Source organism: Flavobacterium sp. CLA17, from assembly GCF_013112255.2.
Lineage (GTDB): Bacteria > Bacteroidota > Bacteroidia > Flavobacteriales > Flavobacteriaceae > Flavobacterium > Flavobacterium circumlabens.
Map to the genome: position 1 here is coordinate 4,759,079 of NZ_CP068294.1, position 26,461 is coordinate 4,785,539.

Annotated in this window: 19 protein-coding genes; 13 read left to right on the forward strand and 6 right to left on the reverse strand. The window is 37.7% G+C overall.

All coding sequences use genetic code 11. From position 1 onward, the window contains the following. Positions 1-23: 23 nt before the first annotated feature. The 8 genes from HAV12_RS19530 (at position 24) to HAV12_RS19565 (ending at position 12,379) form a co-directional block, all read left to right on the forward strand. A complete protein-coding gene (locus tag HAV12_RS19530; RefSeq protein WP_205423337.1) occupies positions 24-1,553 on the forward strand; it encodes a contractile injection system tape measure protein in 1,530 nt (509 codons plus the stop codon). A gap of 11 nt (positions 1,554-1,564) precedes the next feature. Then, positions 1,565-2,134: a hypothetical protein gene (locus HAV12_RS19535; protein WP_132037639.1), complete on the forward strand. Its 570-nt coding sequence runs from the start codon at positions 1,565-1,567 to the stop codon at positions 2,132-2,134. A gap of 4 nt (positions 2,135-2,138) precedes the next feature. Continuing rightward, entirely contained in the window at positions 2,139-3,014 is an 876-nt protein-coding gene (locus tag HAV12_RS19540; RefSeq protein ID WP_171571106.1) for a DUF6734 family protein, read from the forward strand. Positions 3,015-3,090: 76 nt separating this feature from the next. After that, entirely contained in the window at positions 3,091-5,334 is a 2,244-nt protein-coding gene (locus tag HAV12_RS19545; RefSeq protein ID WP_171571107.1) for a DUF4157 domain-containing protein, read from the forward strand. Between the two features lie 12 nt (positions 5,335-5,346). After that, positions 5,347-5,952: a hypothetical protein gene (locus HAV12_RS19550; RefSeq protein WP_171571108.1), complete on the forward strand. Its 606-nt coding sequence runs from the start codon at positions 5,347-5,349 to the stop codon at positions 5,950-5,952. Between the two features lie 12 nt (positions 5,953-5,964). Beyond that, a complete protein-coding gene (locus HAV12_RS19555; RefSeq protein ID WP_240345196.1) occupies positions 5,965-10,128 on the forward strand; it encodes a DUF4157 domain-containing protein in 4,164 nt (1,387 codons plus the stop codon). Positions 10,129-10,251: 123 nt separating this feature from the next. Then, on the forward strand, positions 10,252-11,073 hold the full coding sequence (locus HAV12_RS19560) for a peptidoglycan-binding protein (RefSeq protein ID WP_171571109.1): 822 nt from the start codon (positions 10,252-10,254) through the stop codon (positions 11,071-11,073). A gap of 1 nt (position 11,074) precedes the next feature. Continuing rightward, positions 11,075-12,379, forward strand: coding sequence for an ATP-binding protein (locus HAV12_RS19565; RefSeq protein ID WP_171571110.1), 1,305 nt, complete (start codon positions 11,075-11,077; stop codon positions 12,377-12,379). Between the two features lie 216 nt (positions 12,380-12,595). Here HAV12_RS19565 and HAV12_RS19570 read toward each other — a convergent pair whose 3' ends face one another. Together HAV12_RS19570 and HAV12_RS19575 are read right to left on the reverse strand one after the other, a co-directional pair. Further along, positions 12,596-13,924 (reverse strand): PAS domain-containing sensor histidine kinase, encoded by a 1,329-nt coding sequence (locus tag HAV12_RS19570; RefSeq protein WP_171571111.1) that lies wholly within the window; start codon positions 13,922-13,924, stop codon positions 12,596-12,598. A 1-nt stretch (position 13,925) separates the two neighbouring features. Further along, positions 13,926-15,275: a sigma-54 dependent transcriptional regulator gene (locus tag HAV12_RS19575; RefSeq protein ID WP_171571112.1), complete on the reverse strand. Its 1,350-nt coding sequence runs from the start codon at positions 15,273-15,275 to the stop codon at positions 13,926-13,928. Between the two features lie 277 nt (positions 15,276-15,552). On the opposite strand from HAV12_RS19575, the gene HAV12_RS19580 reads away from it, so the two are divergent. Beyond that, entirely contained in the window at positions 15,553-16,266 is a 714-nt protein-coding gene (locus tag HAV12_RS19580) for an ABC transporter ATP-binding protein (RefSeq protein WP_171571113.1), read from the forward strand. A gap of 4 nt (positions 16,267-16,270) precedes the next feature. After that, the gene (locus tag HAV12_RS19585; protein ID WP_171571114.1) at positions 16,271-18,688 is read left to right on the forward strand and encodes an ABC transporter permease; all 2,418 of its coding nucleotides are present in this window, start codon (positions 16,271-16,273) and stop codon (positions 18,686-18,688) included. 272 nt (positions 18,689-18,960) lie between these two features. On the opposite strand, the gene HAV12_RS19590 is transcribed toward HAV12_RS19585, so the two are convergent. Together HAV12_RS19590 and HAV12_RS19595 are read right to left on the reverse strand one after the other, a co-directional pair. Beyond that, positions 18,961-19,266 (reverse strand): hypothetical protein, encoded by a 306-nt coding sequence (locus HAV12_RS19590; protein WP_132037651.1) that lies wholly within the window; start codon positions 19,264-19,266, stop codon positions 18,961-18,963. 305 nt (positions 19,267-19,571) lie between these two features. Beyond that, positions 19,572-20,429, reverse strand: coding sequence for a Two component regulator three Y domain protein (locus tag HAV12_RS19595; protein WP_171571115.1), 858 nt, complete (start codon positions 20,427-20,429; stop codon positions 19,572-19,574). A 179-nt stretch (positions 20,430-20,608) separates the two neighbouring features. Between HAV12_RS19595 and HAV12_RS19600 the strand changes: the two genes are divergently transcribed. Further along, positions 20,609-21,097: a DUF1761 domain-containing protein gene (locus HAV12_RS19600; RefSeq protein ID WP_171571116.1), complete on the forward strand. Its 489-nt coding sequence runs from the start codon at positions 20,609-20,611 to the stop codon at positions 21,095-21,097. A 118-nt stretch (positions 21,098-21,215) separates the two neighbouring features. Further along, the gene (locus tag HAV12_RS19605) at positions 21,216-22,370 is read left to right on the forward strand and encodes a GNAT family N-acetyltransferase (protein WP_171571117.1); all 1,155 of its coding nucleotides are present in this window, start codon (positions 21,216-21,218) and stop codon (positions 22,368-22,370) included. Positions 22,371-22,433: 63 nt separating this feature from the next. On the opposite strand, the gene HAV12_RS19610 is transcribed toward HAV12_RS19605, so the two are convergent. Continuing rightward, on the reverse strand, positions 22,434-23,303 hold the full coding sequence (locus HAV12_RS19610; protein ID WP_171571118.1) for a diacylglycerol kinase family protein: 870 nt from the start codon (positions 23,301-23,303) through the stop codon (positions 22,434-22,436). 62 nt (positions 23,304-23,365) lie between these two features. On the opposite strand from HAV12_RS19610, the gene HAV12_RS19615 reads away from it, so the two are divergent. Next, complete coding sequence (locus HAV12_RS19615) at positions 23,366-24,328, forward strand: App1 family protein (protein ID WP_171571119.1); 963 nt, start codon at positions 23,366-23,368, stop codon at positions 24,326-24,328. A 160-nt stretch (positions 24,329-24,488) separates the two neighbouring features. Here HAV12_RS19615 and HAV12_RS19620 read toward each other — a convergent pair whose 3' ends face one another. After that, on the reverse strand, positions 24,489-26,402 hold the full coding sequence (locus HAV12_RS19620) for an ABC-F family ATP-binding cassette domain-containing protein (RefSeq protein ID WP_171571120.1): 1,914 nt from the start codon (positions 26,400-26,402) through the stop codon (positions 24,489-24,491). Between the last annotated feature and the right edge of the window lie 59 nt (positions 26,403-26,461).

A 26,461-nucleotide genomic window follows, 5' to 3' on the forward strand; every position in this document is an offset into this window, starting at 1 on the left:
TTATCAATAAATTATTTGTTGAGGTGAATACGTCTTCCAAAGAAAACGCGTATTACCTCAAAGACAATCTGGACACGTTTCTAAAAGACGAGCTCCTTCCTATTTTAGAAACGTATTTTGATACGCTTGATAAAAAAATGTCCTTCCGCAGTCTTCAGATAGAAAAATTAAACATGGATCTTTCTATTGCTGCTGCTTTTGATTTCGAAATTATAAAACTCGAAATTATCAATCAATTTCAAAAACAAATTGAGAAACAAATGGAACAGGGCTTTCCTGATACGAAACAGTACCAATTCATTGATAATAAAGAAAAAAGCCTCAATGAGTTTTTCTGTTTTTTAGAAACCGGATCCCATTCCTGGTGGGCTGATTCAAAAAACAGGTCAAACCTGACAGCAGCTGATCCATTTGAAAAAATGATCGGCGACAAAACGTTTGGTTTTAAATTACGAAATGTATTAGAGAGCCGCTCCATCAGAATCCGCTTTATAAAACAATTATCGGATGACCAGATTTACACCATTCTAAAAAACACATTTCTTTTAGCATCAGCTCCCGAAGAAACGACCTCGAAAAATATCGACAGGATTAAAGCCAATATGACGGCTGTTCTTTCGCAATCTAAGACAGGATTGCATCAGCGAAATCTAATCTGGGATATCATCCTGTCCCAATTATTGAAGCATACTGAAAGTAGTATCAAAGAGAAATTACTTCTCCTGATTACTTCTTTTGAAGCTGTTCGAAAATACGAGACAAAATTTGTTTTAGAACACCTCAACGCACAAATCAGCAACAGATCTGTTTTAGAAGTACTGGGTAATCTTACTCAGGAAATCCTGACAACCACCACCATTCTGGAACAAAAAGCGTTAGAAATACTTCAAAAAAACAGCAACACACCGCTACAATCCAATTCTAAAACCGATGAAGCTCCGGCGTCCGGTACTCAAAAGGATTTAGAAATGAATTCGGTATTCAATACTAAAGAAACCCAAGAGGCTGAAATTTTGGATCCTGCTTTATTTTTAAAGGAAGTAATAGTTCCTGAAATTCCTTCCAATCATTATGTAAACAATGCGGGACTGATACTGATTCATCCCTTTTTGAAACAGCTTTTTGTGAATTGTGAATTACTGAACAAAGACAATACGATAAAGGATCCGGAAGTTGCAGTACATCTTTTACATTATATCGCCACAGCGAAAGAACAGGATTATGAAAATGAAATGCTGTTCGAAAAATTATTATGCAACATTCCTCTCAACCAAACCATTAACAGAAACATCATACTGTCTGAAGCGTTAAAAAAACATAGTAATGAAATGCTTCGGGCGGCTTTAGACCACTGGCCTGTTATGAAAAACTCCTCTGTCGCCTTATTACAAAACGAATATTTACAAAGACCCGGGAAAATAATCCTCACCGGAGATAATCCTAAAATCCTTGTCGAAAGAAAAACACAGGACATCCTGCTGGATAAGATTACCTGGAATTTAGGAATTGTAAAACTGGCATGGAAAAACAAAGTAATTTTTGTGGACTGGTAATTTTAAAAAATATGGATACCGAAGAAAAAACATTCCTGAAAGAAGATGAAAAAAACATTTTCTATGAGCAGCAACAGGCTCTTAAAAATATTTTTGAAAAACTCGATTTGTCAAAAATTGCGTTTGTAGGCGGAATTGCAGATTATATCAATCTCCGCAGTTATTATGATATGCCCGTAAATGATATCGATATTATTTATGAAAATGAAGAGGATTTATTGCCTATTGAAGAACAGGATGGAATAACAAGGTATTTCAGCAGGTTTTATAATATAAATGTCGGGGAAGTTTTAGTCTCGGAATTCTTTGTCAATAACAAGAATGTTCACACGGATTATTACAAAAGAATTTTTTCCAAAATACAACTCACGCAATCACCCTTACTCGGCAGAATGGTCTGGCATGCCACTTTTAATGAGATGAAAGTATTTCATAATACGCAGTTACCGGAAGTAACCTCACAGGCGATGGGTCATAAATACGAGTGGAAAAGGCTTTACAAACACAGTAAAAAGGCTTCGTTATACAACAACATTTCCTATTTAGAAGAAAAGCAGCTGCTCCAAACACTTAAAAAATAATTTTATGAAAGAAGAACCAAGAATTATATACAGTCTGGATGCTTTTCCGCTGATCAATAACCGCTGGCAGATGGGCAATAAACTCAAGGAAACCATCTACATGACGGCTTTGAGTGTTTTATACAGTCATCTTTGGTACAAGGACATTGAACTTTATGCAGATGAAACGGCTTATAAATTTTTATACATGCTGCCGTGCAGAGTTACAAGAGTGAGTAATGAAAAAAATAAGGAACTCTGGATGAAATCTAAAATTCATGCCATCGAAAAACAGACCAGACCATTCGTTCATCTGGATACGGATGTATTTATAAAAAGAAAAATCGATTTTAGTTTCGACAGTATTATCCTGGAACGAAAAGAATGCGGCTATGAAATGCACTATAAAAAACAAATTGATTTTTTTAACCAATATACGCAGCATTTACCGTATTGGCATTCCAATTTAGGACACTCGTACAGTTGTGGAGTACTGGGTTTTAATGATCTCACGCTTTGCAGGAAATTTGTAAACGCCTACTATGAGCTGGAAGAAATTTTTACAGCACATCGCGAAGAATTTACTCCCTTAAAAGAACAAGGATTTGAACCGTGTATTGTAATCGAACAATACAATCTCGCTTCTATATTAGACCATACTAACATTACACCTACACTACTTCTGAAAGGAAGAAACATAATGGAGCAAAGCGTCTATGCCAATGAAATGGGGTATAGCCATCTCTTTGGCATTAAAAAGTACAAAAAAGACATTACAGACGAAATTGAACACCGACTGTTTAAAATATTTCCGTACTGGTATGCCCAAATAAAGATTGAATTAGAAAAACATCAGATCATCCCGAAAGAAGAGGCTAACGCTAAAACTATGGTAGCATAGGTTGTTTGAGAAAAAATTAACCCTGTTGAGGTTAACAAGAATACTTATTTGTTTCAAATTGTAAAACCATAAAGTTATGAGAACTTTAGAAAATAAAAAGCCGGACAATCACACCTCATCTCCTTTTTTTGGACCCAAAATCCAAAAAAAACTAACGACTGGTACCGTGGGAGACAAATATGAGGTAGAAGCAGATAATGTTGCCGATAAGGTAGTGAACAAACAAAAAGGCGGCGGATTAATACAATCCAAAGGAGAAGGCGTACAGAAAAAACCAATTTCCGAAACCATATCCACCGTTCAGAAACAAGATTTAGAAAAAGAAAAACCGGTACAGAAAAAAGGCAAGGAAAAAGAGGAAAACAAAAAGAAAGTACAAAAAAAGGCCGATAAGGAAGAGGACAAAAAAGTACAAAAAAAGGGCAAGGAAAAAGAAGACGATAAAAAGAAAATTCAAAAGAAGGCGGATAAAGACGAAGATAAAAAAGTACAAAAAAAGGGTAAGGAAAAAGAGGACGATAAAAAGAAAATACAAAAGAAAGCAGATAAAGACGAAGATAAAAAGATACAAAAAAAAGGCAAAGAAAAAGAAGAAGATAAAAAGAAGCCCGTTCAGAAAAAATCAAATACTGGTGAATCTACTGTAAATGACACCAAAATAGAAAACAATCTAAAAAGCAGTAAAGGCGGCGGATCACCTCTTGCTAAAGGGGTAAAAAGTGAAATGGAATCCGGTTTCGGAACCGATTTCAGTCAGGTTCGCATCCATACCGACAGCAATGCCATGCAAATGAGTCAGGACTTAGGTGCTCAGGCTTTTACGAATGGAAATGATATTTATTTTAACTCCGGAAAATACGATGCCGACAGCAAACAAGGCAAACATTTGCTCGCACATGAGCTTACCCATACCGTACAACAAGGTTCTAATGTTCAAAAGAAAGAACAGACTCCAATACAAAGAAGCTGGCTTGGCGATGCCTGGGACAGTGCAACAGATACAGTCAGTGACGGATGGGATGCGGCGACAGGAGCCGTTTCTGGTGTAGCCTCAGGTGTTGCTGATACCGTAAGTGACGGATGGAATGCAGCGACGGGAGCAGTTTCTGGTGTGGCCTCGAGTGTTGCAGGTGGTTTAACTGCTGCCTGGGATACCGCTACTACCTTTCTTGGCGATACAGCTGCTGCTGCCTGGGGTGGTATGAAATCCTTAGGAAGCGATGCACTCAATTGGTTATCGGGTGCGGCCTCTTATGTCTGGGACGGAATTAAGTGGTTTGGAAGTAAAGCATGGGAAATCATTAAAGTTATTGGTACTTTTTTATGGGAAAAACTATGTCTTTTGGGCAACAACGTCTGGTCCTTCATTTCTAATATTCCATCCCGATTATGGAGAATACTTGTTCATGGCTGGGATGCAATAACAGGCGTATTAGGCTGGGCCTGGGACGGACTGAGTGCCGCCGCGGGACATTTATGGGAAGGTGTAAAAGGTGTCTTTAGCTGGTTGGGAAGCGGTATATCGGGAGCAGCAAACTGGATCTTAGAGGGTGTAGTTGCCGGGTATGACTGGGCTGTCGATTTTATTACAGCACCAAGCCTGTCCAAACTCTGGAATGCCTTAACAGGAACTTTAGACTGGTTAGGGAAAGGTATCTCCGGCTTTGCACAATGGGGATGGAACGGTATCGTTGGCGCAGCAGTCTGGGCCTGGCAGGGCATAAAAGGTTTTGCCTCCTGGATATGGGACGGCGTGTTGGGCGGACTTACCTGGGCAGGAAAACTTTTATTATATATTATCGATTTACTTGGAATCTTTGAAATATTACAGCTGATATGGGGACTGATCTTCAGAATGCGAAAATTAACCGATGTAGAAATAAATGCTTCGCTGCAAGTACATCCGGCAGGAATGATTCCGTACGATCAGGTCTATGTAGATGAAGGTTCTCTGGTAGCGTACATTTCCGGTTATTTTTCCGGAGGAGGTTACAGAGCCGTAACCACAGCGCATATCATTCATGCGGCACCGGGAGAAGATACCGCAACCATGGTTCACGAATTGTCACATGTGGCACAATATGAGCACGCAGGATCGGTATACATGGCGCAGGCGATACATGCACAGGCTTTTGGCGAAGGTTACAATTATATGAATAGTGACGGAACCTTTAAACATGCCCATTTTAATGAATTCAACAGAGAACAGCAGGCCTCCATATGTGAAGATTATTACAAATCCCTAAATGGCGGAGGAGGAAGTGCTTCCGGTGCTGCGCTGCAGCCCTTTATAAATGAAATGAGAAGTGGTCAATTTTAAAATTCAGCAATTATGAAATTAGTAATTCTAAATTCCAATAAGTATAAATTCCAAATTCCAATTTTAAAACAAGCCGATCAATTGGAGTTTAAAAATTGGGAGTTTAAATTTTTGGGATTTGCAGCTGTTTTCTGTTTGATGTGTTGCTGCTTTTCGGGATGTGACACGATTTATAAAAACAACTCAAACCCTTTATGCCTAAAAGCTGATTCGTCCCTGTCACAATCGCTTAGAGTTGAAGGCGTGTTAGCTGTTTTTCCAAGTTTAAAAGAAGTACATATCAATGCTAAGAACAGCAAGATTTTAAAAGACAAAATTCTGGTCCTTATTTTTCATGATAAAAAAGAGCTGTTGGCCTTTAGAAATAAAATAAGCCGGGACAGTAGCCAATCGATTGAGACTGTAAAATCAAAAATTGACACTCAAAAGGAAAATTATGCCGTAGTTCCGGCAACCAGCACGAGTCCGTATGTTTTGTCTTTAAGTAACATAACGGTATTTAAAGAAGGATTGTGGATTGTTTTTTATTCGGAAACCAGTCAGGACATAGAAACCTTTTTAGAATTTAAGAGAATAGGAGTTAATGAAATTCCCAAAACAAGTATAATTCCAATTTAATATTGATAAAGAATGTCATCCTTTTCACCCAAAACAAAAGCAAGTTCTCCGCACTCCTCCTCTCATCAGGATAAGGGGCCGGACTCTTTTTTTGGGGTACAGGCAAAATTAAATATCGGAAAATCCAACGACAAACATGAGGCCGAGGCCGACCGGGTAGCAGACCATGTAATCGCCAATAAAAAAACGGCAAATACGGAAACCTTCTTTTCCCCTTCATCAGTAGTCCAAAAGAAACTGGCCGAAGAGGTACAAAAACAAGAAGATCAAAACCAGGAAATTCAGCAAAAAACAGTAGCCGAAACCATCACTCCGGTGGTCCAGCTAAAAGAGAATCCAATCCAGAACAAGCTGGATGCTAAAAAACCGGAAAAGCGTGAAATCAATACAGATTTTTCCAAACCAAAAACAGTAATTCAGAATAAACCTGAAAATAAGGTTCAGCAAAAAGAAGAGCCGCCACAAAACAAAAAGGAAGTCAAAAAAACAGAAACGGTTCCCACAAAAAAAGTGGAACTTAAACCTGAAATCCAGACTAAAACGGAAGAAGAGGTTCAGAAAAAAGACGAGAAATCCAAAGACGAAAAAAAGACAGAAATACAGCAAAAGCCATTGGCAGAAACTGTAACTCCGCCCGTAGTACAGCCAAAAGCAGAAAACAGTACTAATACTGTAGCCGCTAAAGCAGTGATCCAGCCAAAACCGGAAAAAGAAATCCAGGCCAAAGAAGAAGAGGAAATCCAGGCCAAAGACGACGAAAAAGAACTTCAGATGAGTGCGGGGGCAGATGCCAACCCTTCTGACACTTCTAATCTTGAAAGCACTTTAAACAGCAGTAAAGGCGGCGGTTCTCCCCTGTCCGGAAAAGTAAAAACCGAAATGGAATCCGGTATTGGAGCCGATTTCAGCAATGTCCGCATTCACAATGACTCCTCCGCCGTTCAGATGAACAAGCAATTGGGCGCGCAGGCCTTTGCCACCGGAAACAATATTTATTTTAACGAAGGAAAATACAATCCCAATTCACAATCGGGCAAGCACCTGCTTGCGCACGAATTAACCCATACGGTTCAGCAAGGGGCAGCCATTAGAAAAAAACCGGAGCCGACGATCTCCCCTGCTCCCGAAATGATTCAGGGTTCGTTCCTGGATTTAGTTCCCGACTGGATCATCAATGAAGCACGACACATTCCCGGTTACACGCTTTTCACCGTTATTATCGGTTATGATCCCTTACGCGAGGTGGATGTAGAACGAACCCCTATTAACCTGGTAGAAGGATTAATGGGACTTGTTCCTTTTGGAACAGCCATATTCGACAAACTTCAGGAATATGGAATACTGCAACAGGTTTTTGACTGGGTTGAAGGAAAATTAGGTGAACTCGGATTAACCATCGACAGTATTTTAGATCTGGTTGAAGAAGTCTGGGACGAAGTATCCTTTCCTTACACCGATATCATTGATTTGGTTACTGAAAAATTCAACGAATTAGTAAACAGAATAACTTCTTTTGTAAGTGCCACAGTAGATCAGGTAATCACCTGGATAAAAGAAGCATTGATTGGTGTGGCAGAACCTATACTGGCAGAAAACAAGGCCTGGTCATTAATCAAAAAAATAATCAAATACGATCCGTTACGAGACGAAGAAGTAAATGCCACAACGGTAGAAATATTAGAAGATTTCTTAATCCTGATCGACAAGCAAACCGAACTGGAACAAATGCGTGAAAAAGGCACGCTTCAAAAAACAGCCGACTGGCTGGACACTCAGGTCGGAACTTTTACTTCGTTGTTGGGGGAACTTCGCGGACTTATCACTTCAGCCTGGGATGCTATTCAGCCTTCCAATCTGGCCAACATTGCCGATAATCTCTCGGCGCTTGCAGCTCAGGCGGGAGGATTCCTGCAAAGAGTTTGGGATTTTGCTGTAGGTGTGGCACTCAAAGTATTAGAACTTGTTAAAGAGTCCTTATTAGGATGGCTGTCTTCTCAGGCGGCTACCGTAAGAGGTTACTCCCTGGTAAAAGTAATTATAGGACGGGATCCTTTCACCAACGAAACGGTTGAGCGATCCATTCCAAATCTCATCAGAGGTTTTATGAGCCTGATGGACGGTGGCGAAGAACAATATGCACAAATGGTTGAAACGGGCGCCATAGCCCGAATTGCAGGCGAGATTGAAGCAGCTGTTGCGACTTTAAACATGACGCCTGCCGCTATTATTCAGCTCTTTACCGATCTCTGGAACTCGTTTACAATCGATGATCTTATTCATCCTCTTGATGCCTTTGTCCGTATTATTGAAAAATTCGGAGAACCTATAGGACGCCTTATTGCTTTTGTGGCAGAAATCGTGCGAATTGTGATTGTGGCCATACTCGAGATCATGAATTTCCCATTCGACCTCATCGGAAATATCATAACCCGGGCCATGCAGGCAATCGATGACATCAAAAAAGATCCGATTGGTTTCCTTAAAAATATACTGCGTGCCATCAAACAGGGATTTGTTCAGTTCTTTGACAATATTGTAACCCATTTAATCGACGGTGTTACCGGCTGGTTAATGAGTGAATTGAAAGATGCCAATATTCCGGTTTTAACCGATTTTACTTTAAAAGGAGTGATTTCATGGGTACTGGAAGTGCTGGGAATCTCCATGGAAAAAATATGGGAGAAACTGGCTGCCCATCCCAGAATTGGTCCTGCCCGTGTAGCCCGAATCCGTGGAATGATCAATACGCTTGAAGGCATCTGGACCTTCATCAAAGATGTTCAGGAGCGCGGTATGGCGGCGATTTGGGATAAAATTCAGGAACAGCTCAGTAATTTATGGAATACCGTTCTTGATGCCGTGAAAAACTTTATCATGGAACGCATCGTCAACCGCATCACTGCGCGACTGCTGAGCATGTTAGACCCAACCGGGATTATGGCGGTGATCAACGGGGCAATGGCTTTATACAGTGCGATTCAGAGTTTTATAAAATACCTGCGTGAAATGCTGGAAGTGGTCAATTCATTTGTCAACGGTGTGGCCGATATCGCCCAGGGAAATGTAACTACCGCCGCCAATTATCTCGAAAGAACCATGGGTCAGGCGATGCCAATTGTAATCGGGTTCCTGGCCAATCAGGTCGGACTTTCCGGAATTGGCGCAAGGGTTGGCGAGATGATTGTTTCGGTTCGTCAAATGGTTGATGAAGCACTGACCTGGTTAGTGAATAAGGCTGTGGATACGGGAATGAATATGTTGGATAGGTTGATGGGGAATGGTGATACAGACAGTCTTGCAGTTGTGAAACAAAACCTTCATCAGGAAGAACAATCGCGTTTAACAAATGGAGGAATCAAAAGAGAAGAAGCTCAGGAAGTGGCACAAAATGTAGCAACTAGAAATAACACTTTAGTAAATTCTATACAAGTAGTTGATGGAGGACAGAACTGGAATTATAACATTGTTCAAAAAGCAGAAGAAGAAAATGGTCCAAGAAAAGAAGAAATTGTTAGCGATGGTGCAACTCTTGAAGTGGTTTTTGAAGGAACTAAAATACGACTGAATTTTTTAGACGAAGAAACAACAGCTGAAATAGCTCCTGCAGTTAGTGATGCCAGATTGCTTCAAGTTCTGCGACAATTAAAAATGGATATGCCACAGGCGATTTTATTTTTTAATGAGCTAAAAGGAAAAAATATAATAAACACCAGTGAATTCAGACAATTGTTAATTGCTCATGCCAGACCTCAAAGCGCAGGAATGGATCCTATTACGTTTTTGACAAACAAGCTTAATATGAATCAGTCAACTGCCGCCGCATGGAGCAGTCCTCAAGGAAGTAGCATGAGAAACAGAGGTGTAAATCTCGGTCCTGATGAAGAAGGTAATCAACGGGAAACTCTTTCTCAATATGCTCAGATTTTTTATGAAAAAGAAGTTGGAGATTGGATAGGCAGACCATTAGAGAGAAGTGCAGGTCCTGACGAACCTCGTATATTAGAATATATATATCAAAAAGAAGGAAACCCAAACGTGGTCTCTTTAGGGGTTGTTGAACTAAATGATGCTGGAGAGATTATAAGAATCGTTACAGTAAATTCAGCTAATATAAGTGGAGGTGAACAAGGCTTGATTCAATTACTAACAAGAAAAAATTGGAAAATGAAATTTTAATAAAATGAAGTAGCGACCGAACAATATATCGTTCCAAAAACAATACATCTTTCAACATAATACTTTTTCAAATTCTAAACAAACCATTATAAGCAACTTTTATAACCTTAAAAAACTTTAGCCATGCAAAAAACATTCTACCAAAAAGAACTGCTTATTAAAGCCGATCAACAAAGAAAAGGCATCAATAATAACAAAAAAGACGTTGAAAAAATTCAGTCCTGGCTTAACTTATTTGCCTTGCAAAATCCAGGCTCCGGAACCGCAACGGGTATCGATGGTGATTTTGGACCTGCAACAGAAAAAGCCGTGCTGAATTTTCAGAAATTTAATGGCTTATCCCAAACCGGCAGTGTAGATCAAAAGGTATTTGATATACTTGTTACACCACTCAAAAAAGCTTTTGAAGATCCTGTTTCAGGTACTAATTTGAGAGAATTAGTTCTAAATACAGCCAAAAGCCATCTTAAAAATCATCCTTTTGAACTTGTAATCAACAATCAGAGTAATACGGGTCCGTGGGTGCGAAGTTATATGGATGGTCATGAAGGAACCGAATGGTTCTGGTGCATGGGATTTGTTCAGGCCATCATTGATCAGGCGGCTTCTGTTCAGAGAAAAAACTTCAAAACCCTGATGCCGTTAACTTACAGCTGCGACACTGTTGGTACAACCGGGATTCAGAAAAAACTATTGACCCGTTATCAGGTGGCAAGAACGAATCCGGCTTTAATAAAACCTGCAGATGTATTTCTGATTCAGAAAACAACAAACGACTGGTTTCATACCGGAATTGTAACTGCCGTTCATGGTGATATAATTGAGACTATTGAAGGCAATACCAATGCTGCTGGTTCCCAAAACGGAAATGCCGTTATGAACAGAATCAGAAACTATAAACAATCCAAAATAGATTTTTTTTCAATCGAATCCTTAGTAGTATAAAATGGAAAATGTATTCACTTACTTAAAAAACCAATTCGCATTTCAGCTGGACACCCTTTTTCAGGTCGAAAACCCAATGGAAAAACCGGTTTTGAATCAAATCGATTCAACCGGATTTATCAACGAGTTCATCATTGAAAACAATCTGACTGAAATCGATATTCTTTTATTGGGACTGGCGCTTGCTCCACACGTAAAACCGGATTTCCTGAGTTCGGTTATTGCCGAATATTTACCTAATGGCGGCGAATTGCCTGAATTTGGCGGCATCAAAACGAAGAACCACCGCGGCATTTTACCAACTGGTGAAACGGCTCAGTTTTTAGTGGGCGGAAATGATCTGGACAACCGAATTCTGTTCTATAATTACCTGCACAATCAGTCCTTTCTTTACCATAAAGGAATCATCAAAATAGATTCCGTTCCGAATGGCGAGCCGAAACTGAGCGGTCTGCTGATTTTAGAAGACGAATACATCGAAAAATTCATCACCGGAAAAATTTTAAAACCGCAGCTCAGCAGTGTCTTTCCGGCACAATTAATAGAAACTTCACTGGAATGGGACGATTTGGTGCTCAATACTACTACGCTAAATAACATCAGGGAAATCGAAACCTGGCTCAAATTCAACGAGATTCTGCTTCACGAATGGAACATGAAAGCCAAGATAAAACCGGGTTTCAGAGTCATGTTTTACGGCGCACCGGGAACCGGAAAAACGCTTACGGCTTCCCTGTTGGGAAAATATACCAAAAGAGACGTGTACCGAATTGATTTGTCTATGGTGATTTCGAAATACATCGGGGAAACCGAGAAAAACCTTTCTTCTCTTTTTGACAAAGCGGCTGACAAAGACTGGATTCTCTTTTTTGATGAAGCCGATGCCGTTTTCGGAAAAAGAACCAACGTCAGGGACGCACACGATAAATACGCCAATCAGGAAGTTTCGTATTTGCTGCAGCGTATCGAAAATCATCCCGGACTGGTTATTCTGGCTTCCAATTTTAAAACGAATATTGATACGGCTTTTACCCGAAGATTTCAGTCTATCATAGAGTTTGAAGTACCTTCGTCCGGAGAACGTTTACAGCTTTGGGAGAACAACCTGCCTAAAGGAATTAAAATTGCTGAAGACGTCAATCTTAACGAACTTTCAAAAAAATACGACATTACCGGTGCGAATATTGTCAACATCATTCAATACGCCTGCCTGCGAACATTAGAAGACGAAAACGAAAGTATTAATCTCCATCACCTTATTCAGGGCATTAAAAAGGAATATGCGAAAGAAGGGAAAATGATGTGAGCAGGGCTTAATGCGTTTTTTTTAATCAGAAAAAGATCGAAGCTTCAAAGAAATCGGTAGCTTTTTGTCCAGAATAAAATATCCGCAACATTGTCATTTCGACGCAGGAGAAATCACACAAGCAGATCGACAAAGATTGGCGACATTCTTTACTGAATTACGAATGTGATTTCTCCTGCGTCGAAATGACAAACTGTACTAGTAATATACATAAAATCAGCCTTCAATCAGACAAATCACAAAAGTCGTTTTATCCTCGTGATTTCTAAAATCAAGATAACCGCCATGCGCTTCAATGATACTTTTGGAAAGCGTTAAGCCAATTCCGGCACCTTCTTTTCGGGTTGTGAAAAACGGAAGGAATATTTTATTTTCGATCTCAGCATCAATTCCGTTTCCGTTATCGGTAATTTTTATGAATAACCTGTTTTCTCTGACTTCAGCAGCAATTACAATTTGTTTGTCTTCCCGGTCTTCCAAAGCATGCATGGAATTGGTTAAAAGATTAATCAGCACCTGCTCGATTTGCTGATGGTCGACCAGAAGCAAATGATCAAATGAAATGGTATTAAGGACTTTTATCTGTTTGTTTTTGAATAACGGATTCATGACCTGAAAACAGTTCTCAATGAGTTTCCCCAGTTCTATTTTTTCTTTTTTGGGTGAAGGCAGCATGGCTAATTTCCGGTACCCTTCTACAAATTTCTGCAGGAGATCACTTCGCCTCAGCATCGTTCCGACACCTTCTTTGATGTCTTCCAGATCATCGGATGAAATCGAATCCTGTTCGACCAGTTCCTGCAGGTTTTGGGAAATCGAACGAATGGGCGTGATAGAATTTAAAAGCTCATGGGAAATTACTTTCATCAAATTGACCCAGGCTTCTTTTTCTTTTTTCTCGACTACATTCTGAATGGAATCCAGCAAAACGATGAAATAATCCAATTCGCAGATTTCTGTTCTTGAGGTCTGCATGACGAATGTCTGCGCATTTCGCTCATTGACACGGATTTCTAATGACGTTTTGATTTCCTGAAAATCCTGTTCCTCGATGACTTCACATAAAGACGGCAGCTGGCTTTTAAGCAATTTCCATTTGGAAACTTTTGGCACATCAAAATGTTTCGAGAAATAATCGTTCATCAAAAAAACATTCCATTCGTTGTCTTCTTTTCTCAGAATAATAATTCCGGTCTCAATATTGTTTAAAATCGACGTATAAATAATATCTCGCGAAACCTGTTCGTTCTGTTTGTTTTTTAAGATGTCATAGAGCTTAAAGAGATCATTCTGATTCGACTGATATCTGGAAAAATCCGAGGTGAAATCGTTTTGTATGATCGAAGAAATGGTTTTGTCATACACCATAATAAGGCTCCTTACATAAAAATACAATTCAATGAGCAGAAAGAGAACAATCAGAAAACCAAAAACAGGCGCAAAAACAAATTTGATTTTGTGCAGGTAAAGCGAAAATTCAATCCCCGCCAGAATCAAAAGCAGTCTCAGGAAAATAAGGTTGTATGTTTTTAACGATTTGAGCATATTAGTTCGTGCTGATGTTATATTTTTCTAAACGGCGGTACAACGAACCTCGTGACAATCCCAGTTCTTCGGCCGTTTTGCTGATATTATTGTTGTTTTTTAATAAGGCTCTTTCTACGGTTGCTTTCTCGACAGCAGAAAGCTGAATGTCATCCGGATTGTCTTCATATTCCGTGATCTGCTCCAAATCCAGATCTGTAATTGTAATGATATTATTTTCACAGAGAATAACCGCCCGTTCTATTTTGTTTTCCATTTCACGGATGTTTCCGTTCCAGGCGTGCTTTTCAATTTGTTCGCGTACTTTATGCGCAAAAGTAATTTCGTCCCTTCCGTATTTTTCGATCATTTTTGAAAGAAGATATTCCGCTAATGGAATTTTATCTTCGTTTCGCTCGCGTAAGGGAGGCAGCACAATTTCCATCGTATTGATGCGGTAATACAAATCTTCCCTGAAATTTTTATCTGCCACTTCCAGTTTCAGGTTTAAATTTGTCGCGGTTATGATTCGGACATTCAAAGACCTTGGTTTTGATTCGCCCAGTCTGGTTACCGTTTTACTTTGAATCACCTGCAGTAGTTTGGATTGCAGATGTAGCGGAACATTCCCGATTTCATCCAAAAAAATAGTACCGTTCTGCGCCATTTCAAAGCGTCCTGGTGTATCGGTTTTGGCATCTGTAAAAGCACCTTTGGCATAACCGAACAATTCGCTTTCGAAAATATTGGTATTCAAAGAACCTAAATCAACTGCGATAAAAGGCTGGTTTTTTCGTTCTGACTGGCTGTAAATATGATGGGCCAGTACAAATTTTCCCGTTCCGTTTTCACCCAGTATTAAAACGTTGGCATCGGTTTTGGCTACTTTGTCTGCCAGTGAATAGGCTTTTTTTATAATGGGAGAATGACCTGTAAAAAACTCATCCTTAATTTCAGTATTCCTCTCCTTTTTCTGCTCTTTACGGCTTTTATCAACGGCTTGTTTCACCGATTCCAGCAATTTTATATTTTCCCAGGGTTTTAGAATATAATCAAACGCACCGTTTTTCAGGCCTTCAACGGCAGTTTCGACTTTTCCGAAAGCGGTCATTAAAATAACAACGGTTTTTGGCGAAAGTGTTTTTATTTCCTTCAATAGATACAAACCCTCTTTTCCGTCCTCAAAACCAATCCTGTAATTCATGTCGAGCAAAACAACATCAATGGTATTTTTGGCCAGTAATTCGACGATGTTTTTGGGATTATTGAGCATATAAATGGTCTCAAAATACTTTTTCAGATACAATTTCGACGCAAAAAGGATGTCTTCCTGATCGTCTATGATTAATATTGAAGCGTTGGTCTTTTTCATTTTTGTTCGGTTTTGGACTAAAGGTGTCCAATTATGGACAGTGGCTCTTTTTTTCAAATACTAAAACTTTAAAAATAAGTTAGTTACGCTATTTAAATTTCTGGCACGAAAATCACATTAGAGCTGATAAATCATTCATTATTAACCCCTTTCAAAAGTAAAAATAACAAAATAAATAGCTTTAAAACATGGTTAATTATCTTAATTTTCAGACATGGTTCTTTTACTTCGAAAACTAAGATTATTACGAAATCAATCCAATCAAAAAACAGCAATTATGATCACTATTAAAAAACTTTCCAAAATTTTCAGAACAGAAGAAATCGAAACCAACGCATTAGCAGAAATTTCATTAACGATTAATCAGGGTGATTTTGTTTCAATTATGGGTCCGTCCGGAAGCGGAAAATCCACTTTATTAAATATTGTCGGATTATTGGACAGCGCTTCAGCTGGCAGTTATTTGTTGCTTGGCCGGGAAATGATCGGATTAAAGGAGAAATTGAAATCGAAAGCCAGAAAAGAGAACATTGGATTTATTTTTCAGAATTTCAATTTAATTGATGAATTATCGGTTTATGACAATATCGAATTGCCACTGATTTACAATAATGTTCCTTCTTCGGAAAGAAAAACAAAAGTGCATGAAATTGCAACCAAATTAAATATTGCACACCGGCTGAAACATTATCCGCAACAACTTTCCGGAGGACAACAACAGCGTGTCGCGGTGGCCAGAGCCCTGATCAATGATCCGAAAATAATTCTTGCCGATGAACCTACGGGAAACCTGGACAGTAAAAACGGAAACGAAGTAATGGAATTACTAACGAATCTGCATGCCAACGGCGCTACGATTTTGATGGTAACGCACTCTGACTATGATGCTTCTTTTTCTCAAAAAACAATTTTAATGAAAGACGGAATTATTCTTTCTGAAAAACTGAATCATAGAAATGTAGATGTTTTGGTAACCAATTCTAACCACTAGGATCATGTTGAAAAATTGGATAAACGTTTTTATTTACCACACCAAAAACAACAAGCTGTTTACCGCTTTGAATGTTTTGGGCCTGAGTATTGGAATTTCCACCTTAATTTTTGCCATTCTGTATTGGAATGAAGAGCACTCCTACGACCAGTGGAATCCTGAAAAAGACAACGTATATGCTGTCTTAAATGATATGGGAGGCGGAAGCATCTGGACAGTAAATCCAACGGCAACGGCACCAGCCCTAAAAGCAATTTCTTCTGATTTAGAAAGTTACTGTTACTTTACTACCAATTATGCTAAAGAAACAATAATCTATAACGGAAAAAAAGAATTAGTCAATAAGATCTTTTCAGCGCAGCGTAATTTTTTCTCCTTCTTCCCTTTCAAATTTATTTACGGAAATGGAAAAACCGCCATTCAGGATAACAGCAGCATTGCCCTTTCTGAGGAAACTGCTTTGCGTTTATTCGGAAATGAAAACCCGATGGGCAAACTCGTAAAACATCTCGATCGGCTCTTTACGGTTCGGGGTGTCTATCAAATCACTGAAAAATCTTCCGTGATGCCCGAAGCGGTTACAAGCACCATTGAAGATGAATTAGAAAAAAACAAAGGACAATGGGGCTATAGTTATGGATTAATGCTAAAAATAAAAAATCCGAAAGCAACTGCCTCGATCATCAAGATCCTGGATGATATTTATATTGAGAACAATGCCAAAGTACAGGCAAAAGAAGCCGGATTATCTCTTGAAGAATATGTAAAAACGTATGGAGATCTTATTAAAGCTGTTTTATTGCCTTTACCGGAAGCAAGACTTTATAACGGAAATTATATTTTCCCGGAAGAAAACGGAAATAGGCAGTTTCTCCTGATTTCAATGGGTTTATCAATCTTAATCTTGTTGCTTTCTATAGTAAATTATATCAATCTGGCTACGGCCAATGCCATAAAAAGAGCTAAAGAAGTAGGTGTAAGAAAGATTACCGGCGCTGGAAAAGGACAAATTATCGCTCAGTTTGTATTTGAAACGGCCTTACTTACTTTTTTTTCTGTGCTGCTGGCCTTGGTAGTTGTCGAAATTGTACTTCCTTATTACAATTCTTTTTTAAATAAAAACCTATTGCTGATTGGGGCTCAGTTTTACATTCAGTTAATACTGATTTCCCTGATAGTCATTTTTGTTTCCGGAGTTTTGCCGGCGGTATATGTTTCCAATTTTGAAGTTTTAAAAGTGCTGAAAGGAAATTTTTCCCGCAGTAAAAAAGGAATCTGGCTGCGCAACGGAATGCTGATTTTACAATTTGCAATAGCCGCCTTTTTTATCACCGGATCTTTTATCGTCTACAAACAGGTAAATTATATGGCCGCCAAAGACTTAGGTTTTAAAGGAGCGCAGGTTCTGGACATTGTTTTTAAAGCAAAAAAAGGAATCAGTCCATACGAAAGATATAAAACAGTACAACAGGAAGCTCTTAAAATTAAGGGTGTTGAAGCCGTTTCGGGAGCCTTATTCTCTATGGGAACGCGTGACAATTCGTGGTCCAGTTTTACGTATAAAAACAGTAAGGCAATCATGATTCAGGAAATGGGAATTGATTTTGGAACGCTGGATGTTTTAGGTATAAAACTAAGCAAAGGAAGAGGCCTGAGTCCTGCCTTTTCTTCTGATACGATTTCTTCTGTCTTACTGAACGAATCTGCTCTTAAGGCAATCGGCGAAAAACAGCCAATGAACAAAATGATTGACTGGAGAGATCGAAAATTCAAAATAGTAGGTGTTGTGAAAGACTTTAATTATTTTGGACTGGAGAGTGATATATCGCCCATGATTTTCTATCATCTGACGACAAAAAATGTGAGTGAAATTAAAGATGATGTACACCATGTTTTTATTAAGATCTCGTCCCGGAATGTATCTCAGACTATTGCTGATCTGAATAAATTCTGGTCCGAAAAAGTAGATCCCGATTATCCATTTGAGTATAATTTTGTAGATAAAAACTTCGCCAGAACGTATAAAAAATACGAAGACCAGAGAGACTTATTTGCGCTCTTAAATGTAATCGTTATTCTGATTGCCGTTTTCGGATTATTTGCTTTAGCGTCTTTTTCAATGGAAAGAAGATTACGCGAGATCGCCATCCGGAAAACACTAGGTGCAGAAACCTCTGTTTTACTCCGCGAATTGTCCGGACAATATGTGCTCTATTGTCTGATTGGTTTTGTGATCGGAATTATTCCGGCCTATCTGTTATTACAAAAATGGCTCGAAAATTTTGCTTTCCGAATCGACATTCCGGTGCTGCCTTTTATCATCGCTTTGGTGTCTTTATTATTGCTGACACTTGCCATCGTTTTGGCAAAAGCCTATCAGGTCACAAAAGTTGATGTTTTACATTATTTAAAATACGAATAAGCAACATCGTTAAACCAACAGTTATTTTTAAATCTTGCTTCAATTAGTTCACAGATTGTCCTTTTAGGATTAATAATTAAAGCTTCGGAGAAATCTGAAGCTTTTTTTGTTTTGGCTTTTCATAGTTTAAGTATTAATTCGAAGTAATCAGGGGCTTTTCCGGACAGGGCATTTCTTTTCAGTAGAAAATTGATGCTGTTCTTCAAAATCAGGCATAAAAAAAGACTGTCTTACAAACAGTCTCTCTTTTTATTTTTTTCAATGCAAAAGCCTTAAGCCACAAACAAAGCGTATTTATTATAGTTGTATAAAACCTGATCGTAAGGCACCAGTTTAGAAGCGATCTTTTCTGAAGAAGCGTCAAATTTGATTCCGTTATACTTTCTAAACAAATAGATTTCTTTCAGGCAATTGGACAAACTTTGGTGAATTGCCGTTGTAAAAGTAGGGATTTGTTTGTCCCCTACCAGTAAATCGATCTGGTAATTAGAACTGCTTTTTGAAAGGTTATTTCCAATAATTCGTATCGTAAACGTTGTAGACTTTCCGTATTGTTCTCCTTTATACTGTACTACCATAATTTTAGGATTAAAAAGTTAAAATTAATTATTTCGGCACTTCGGCACGCTACTGCTGAATTGAATAATAAAGTTATGAAAAAAAATCAAATTCCTATTCAGACTGATGTATAATTATTAAATCGGCACAAAGTTAGTTCGAAAATTATTTTAAAAAAGGATTTTCAATGCACAACTTTTAATAAAACGGGAATCCATTCAAAAAAAGACATAAAAAAAACCGTAACGGAGTACGGTTTTCAGTAATGAACTAAATATATTTAATCAACTTTGTTAACGAGAGTAATTTTCATTCGTAAGCCCGATTAATTTTGGGTAAGAATTGTAGTTTCTTTTTCAGTATTAATTTGCAATAAAACCGGATTTCCGTTTTCATCAAACATAGTCATATTCAGCGCATCTAATAGTGCCAGATTTTTAGAAACAACTCCCTTAAATTTATTATACGAAAGATTCATTTCCGATAAATGATGCAGTTTCTCCAACCCTTTGGGAATTTCACCTTCAAAGCTATTATCAAACAAACTTAGATTTTCGAGAGCAGAAAAATTTAGCACTTCATTACTTAGATTTCCTGACATCTTATTATTATTCAAAAGCAGCACTTTCAGGGTCCTGATTTTATATAAGGAACTGGGTAATTCTCCCTGCAGATTATTGTCAAACAGCGATAGTGTTTCTAAGCTTCCTAATTTGCCAATCTCCGGAGGCAATTCACCTGAAATTTTATTCTCAAAAAGCGCTAAATCTTTGAGTTTTTTTAATTCGCAGATAGAAACCGGCAATGTTCCGGATAACTGATTAATCGAAACATCAAAAACTTCAAGTTCCTTCAGGTTGTGAATCGTATTAGAAAGCTGCCCTTTCAGATTATTTTTATGCAAATCGACAGCAACTAAATTCACTAAATCATAAAATGCACCGGGTAATTCTCCCTGCAGATTATTGTTGGCTAAATTAAGCCCGACTACTTTTCCGTTTTCAGCTGTCACTCCATACCAGGTTGATACTGAAGATGATAAATCCCATTTTATTTTCCATTGTGATCCATTTGTAGCATGGTACAATTTAATAAGGGCATCTTTTTCTTTATCAGAAACAGTATCAGCAAAAATAGTATTAGAAAAAACAAGTGCTAAAAAAAGAGTGATAAAACTTTTCATAACAGATTTGGGGATTTGTTTTCAGGGTAAAATTATACATTTTACAGCTATAATACACAGAATGTCGATAAACTGTTGATAAGTAAATATTTAACATTACTTATACTACTTACAGCTAAAAGCGAAAGTTTCTGTTTTTTTGATTAAATTTGAACAACTAATCCTAAAAACCTCATATTATGGAATTTAACTTTATTGCATTACTACTTGCCGGGCTTGTAACACTTGTAGTTGGATTTATCTGGTATCATCCGAGTGTTTTCGGAACCATCTGGATGAGAGAAAACAACCTTACCCAGGAGCAGCTCAAAACGGGTAATATGCTTAAGATTTTCGGCTTCACGTACATTTTTTCTTTAATGATTACGATGACCCTAATGTCGCTGACAATTCATCAGTCCGGAGCGATCGGAATGGTTGGCGGACCTCCGTTAGTTGAAAGTGCAAAACATTCCTTCGCCGCTTTTATGGCAGATTACGGAACAGCATACCGTACTTTTAAACATGGTGCCCTGCACGGTTTTATCTCAGGCCTGTTTTTTGCTTTTCCGGTAATTGGCATTAATGCCTTATTTGAAAGAAAATCATGGAAATACATTTTTATCCATGCAGGATTCTGGATGGTAACCTTAACTTTAATGGGCGGCATTATCTGCGGATTTGCTTAGATATCCTAAATATAAAACCCGCTTGAAAACAAAACTCAAACGGGTTTTTCTTAATAATAACTTAAACCCGCTTAAGTATTACAAATATTATCTAATTTTGAACAAATTAGCTTCACTTTTGAGTACAACTTATTCTTTCCAAATTTACAATCGCGTCTCCTTACTGCCTTTAGAATGGAATTCGCTTGCTGCAGAAAACATTTTCCTGACCAGGGAATATCTTGAAGTGCTGGAAAACTCTTCTCCGGTAAATATGATCTGTCATTTTATTGGAATTTTTAATGAAGAGAAACTGGCCGGAATCGTCGTAACTCAATTTTTATTTGCAGAAAAACTGGATTCCTTTGGAGAGCGCGATCAGTGTTTAAAAACTTCTGTACGTAATTTTGCTTTTAAAAATTTCGCTTCGCATGTATTATTTGTTGGCAACAATATGCTGACGGGACAAAATGCCTTTTCTTTTGATCCGTCTGTAAAGCAGTCTAAAGCAATTCAGACACTTCACAAAGCAATTAACCAGCTCAAGAAAGACCTGAAAAAAAGCGGAAAGAAAGTGCACATTACAAGTATAAAAGATTTTACTGCCTTACAAATTGAGCCATTACAAGCTGAATTTAAAAACAATTATACGTTTTCGACTCAACCTAATATGATTTTTGAAATCAATAAAAACTGGAAGTCGGAACAGGATTACATTGATGCCTTGTCAAAAAAATATCGGGATCAGTACAAACGTGCCCGAAAAAAAGCCGAAGGGATTAAAAAGCAAAAAATGTCTTTGACTGAAATTAAACAGTATGAAGACGTTATATACGATTTGTATTTTCATGTAGCTAAAAATGCCCCTTTTAATACTTTTTTTCTGGCGCGGAATCACTTTAGTTTTTTTAAGGAAGTAATGAAAGAAGATTTCCTGTTTTATGGCTATTTTCTGGATGAAAAACTTATTGGTTTCAATACGCTCATCAAAAACGGAACCGTAATGGATACTTATTTTTTAGGTTATGATGAAACTATTCAGCGCGATAAAATGTTATACCTCAATATGCTGTACGACATGATTGCTTATTCGATCAATCAGGGATTTTCTGAAATAGTTTTTGCACGAACGGCCCTGGAAATCAAAAGTTCAGTAGGCGCAAAACCACAAAAAATGTACGGATTAATTACGCACAGCAACGCGTTGATTAATCACAACATTGCCACACTGTTTAATTATCTGGAACCCAAAACCGACTGGAAAGAGCGAAACCCATTCAAAGAACAACTTTGACCGATAGTTAGTTGTAAACTGAGACTGTAAACTGTCACTGCAAACTTAGAGTACAAACTCCAATCAAGGAACCGCAATCTTCATTTGCTTGTGCAGAATATGAATTTCCAAAAGGCGCTGCGCCCCGCAATACTCACCGTCAATCTGAAAGTTAACTGCATAATCGGTTTCAATAGTCGCTTTATCAGTGGAGATAATCACAATATCATCCGAATCAATTGGCATATTTCCGGTAATGATTTTCCCAAGTAATAATAAATCCAGGCTTTTTAAAATTACCAATTCAAATTTTCCATCGTTTACAGCTCCATTCGGATTGATTGTAACTCCGGTTCCGTATTTCTGCGAGTTCGCAATTACGATCATTCTTGCCGTATGTTGAATGGTTTCTTTATTTGCCGTGATCGTTGCTACAAAAGGCTCATTAGAATCTACCAACGTCGTATAGGCCTGCAGGGCATAACCCCAAAATCCTCTCAGATCACTTTCTTCATAATTTTTAACCAGATCGGCATTAATACCAATGTCACTCAGGTGAATACTTTTTTTGCCGTTAATGCAAATCATATCCATTTCTATATAAGAATTTAAAAATGCAATTTTCAGGTTCTCTTCTATGGTACCGGGTAAATTTAAATCTACAGACAGCCCGTTGGCAGAGCCAGCCGGCAGAATACCAATAACAACATCATGCTGCTCCATCGCTTCGGCGACCATTTTTATAGTGCCATCCCCGCCGGCTACAATGATTCTTTCCGGATCAAACTCGTCGTAAAGTCGATGAATTGCTTTTATATCCTGCTCGCCGGTTGTCTCATGAACAACCAGATTGAAATTATGGGTAATCGAAAACTCATGCACAGCATCTATTAAATCAGATTTATCCAGGTCTCCGGAAATAGGATTTACAACAAAAATGATATTCTTTTTCAAAATTTAATTTTTAAAACCGATTAAAATAATTAATTTACAACATATATAAAAATACACAATTAATGAAACCAATCCTACAATTATATCGCGGTTATGCTAATGAACAAGAATTAATTGTGATGGGTCATGTTTTTAAAAGAATGTATGATTATGATTTTCAGAAGAAAAACTTTAAAAATGCTACTTCCGTAATTAATCAGTTTCGAATAAAAACCATTCAGAATTTTGATATTTATCTCAAATACGGCAATCAGGAAATCCATAGCAAGACATTAGACGATGGTTATTTTAAATTTTGTATTCCGCTTGAAGAAGAATTTAATTTTGGATGGATGGAATATGAAGTCAGTCTCAAATACAATTCTGAGGTGATTATTTCAAAAGGAAGTTTTATCAGGCCTCACAAAGGAAATCTCGGCATTATCTCTGACATTGATGATACTTTTCTGATTTCTCACACGCATAATTTCTTCAAAAAAATATATATTCTTTTGTTTAAAAACGTCAACGACAGAAAAGTTTTTAAAGATGTTGTTCCGCATTATCAGGCCCTGAGTTCTGCCGGAAGAAATAATAAGGAAGAAGAAAATGCTTTTTTTTATATCTCAAGCAGCGAATGGAATTTGTACAATTTCATTATAAAATTCACCAAAATTCACCAATTACCGAGAGCGGTAATTTTATTGAAAGACATTAAGAGAGGCATTACTGATTTTTTTATGAGCGGAAGAGGAAATCACGATCATAAGTTTGACAAAATAAAGCATGTTTTAGAATTTTATCCCAATCTTAAATATGTTTTATTGGGAGATGACTCCCAGCACGACCCCGTTCTCTACGAAAGGATTTGCAAAATATTTCCGCTTACCGTAACGGCCGTTTACATCAGGCAAACCGGTAAAAGTCAAAAGAAAAAGACTAAAACTATTTTGAAAAACATGGAATCCCTGAATATTGCTGTTTGTTACTTTAAAGACAGCAGCGAAGCCATCATGCACTCCAAATCGATTGGAATTATTAAGTAGTTTGATTTTTTGTAAAATGTAAAATATGGGATGTAAACTGTAAAATGTAGCAATTTAAGACTAAAAAAAAAACCTTTGCGAAAGTCCAAAACTTTGGCAAAGGTATATGATGAATGTTATTTTCAAAAAGTAAAAAGTGAGACTGCGACTGACAACTTTTTTACAAATTAGCGTTATCTATTTCCTCCTGAACGATCTCCCAATCCAATAAAAACTGTTCAAGATCTGCTTTTTTCTTATTGTAAGCGGTAAAGAATGATGCGTCTTCGATATGTTTGTCATAATTGGAAGCCAGCATCTTATCGTCATGCTGAATGTCTCTTTCTAATTGCTTGATCTGACTTTCAATTTTACTTAATTTGTTCTGAAGTGCTTTGCCTTTTTTCTGGTCTTCGTAAGAAACTTTATTGCTTTCTTTTGGAGCAGCAGCTTTGGCAACATCTTTTTTCTCGACTTCACGCATGTTTTCCATATTGCGCTGTTCCAGGAAATAATTAATATCCCCTAAATATTCTTTGATTTTCTGATCTTTGAATTCATAAACGATATTAGACATTCCCTGAAGGAAATCTCTGTCGTGCGACACCAATAGTAAAGTTCCGCCAAATTTTTGAAGAGCAGCCTTTAAAACGTTCTTAGATTTAATATCCAGGTGATTCGTAGGCTCATCCATCAGTAAAACATTGATCGGCTGCAGCAATAATTTACAAAGTGCCAAACGGTTACGTTCGCCTCCGGAAAGTACTTTTACTTTTTTCTCTACATCATCACCGCGGAATAAAAACGATCCAAGCATATCACGAACCTTTGAACGATTGGTATCCATTGCTGCATCTTCCATCGTCTGAAGCAGCGTAATTTCGCCATCGAGATATTCCGCCTGATTTTGGGCAAAATACCCTAACTGAACATTGTGTCCTAATTTGATATTTCCCTGGTATTCAAACTCGTTTACAATCGCTTTAATGAAGGTTGATTTTCCCTGACCATTTTGTCCCACAAAAGCAATTTTGCTTCCGCGTTCTACCAATAAATCAATATCCTTTAAAATAACTTTATCGCCATACGCTTTCGTTACATGTTCAGCTTCAACTACCACTCTTCCCGGCTCTTTTGAAACTGGAAAAGAAATATTCATAACCGAATTATCGTCTTCATCAACTTCAATTCTTTCTACTTTATCTAATTTTTTAATTAACGATTGTGCCATCGAAGCTTTAGAAGCTTTCGCACGGAATTTCTCGATTAATTTCTCTGTTTCCTCAATCTTTTTGGCCTGATTTTTCTGCGTTGCTAATTGCTTTTCGCGAATTTCATGACGCAATTCCAAATACTGGGAATACGGTTTATTAAAATCGTATGCTTTTCCTAATGAAATTTCGATAGTACGATTGGTTACGTTATCTAAAAACATTTTATCGTGCGATACAATTACCACAACTCCGGGATAATTACGAAGAAAACTCTCTAACCAAATGATACTCTCAATATCTAAGTGATTCGTAGGTTCATCCAGAAGCAATACATCATTTGCCTGTAATAATAGTTTCGCCAATTCGATACGCATTCTCCAGCCACCAGAAAAGGTCTCGGTTTGATTATTGAACACTTCTCTTTTAAAACCTAATCCTAAAAGAATTTTCTCGGTATCACCTACATAATTATAACCTCCTAAAAGTTCAAAACGATGGGTATAATCAGAAAGGTCTTCAATGATCTGACTGTATTCTTCACTTTCATAATCGGTTCTGGTAACCAATTGATGATTGATATGTGCTAATTTTTTTTCAACAATTTTAATATCAGTAAAGGCTTCATAAGCTTCCTCCAAAACGGTTCTTCCCTGTTCAAAATCAATATCCTGACGCAAGAATCCCATTCTGACTTCTTTTTCGGTAGCAATCTGTCCGGAGTCCGGTTTAAAATCACCCGCAAGGATTTTAAGCATGGTAGATTTTCCGGCACCATTTTTCCCGACAAGTCCAACACGGTCTCCCGCACCTAAACGAAAAGTAACTTCTTCGAATAAATATGTACCCCCAAAAGAAACCGATAAATTATGTATATTAAGCATGTATTGTTATTTTATAACTAATTGATTGTGTAAATTTACACTCCCAACTCAATGGGTAA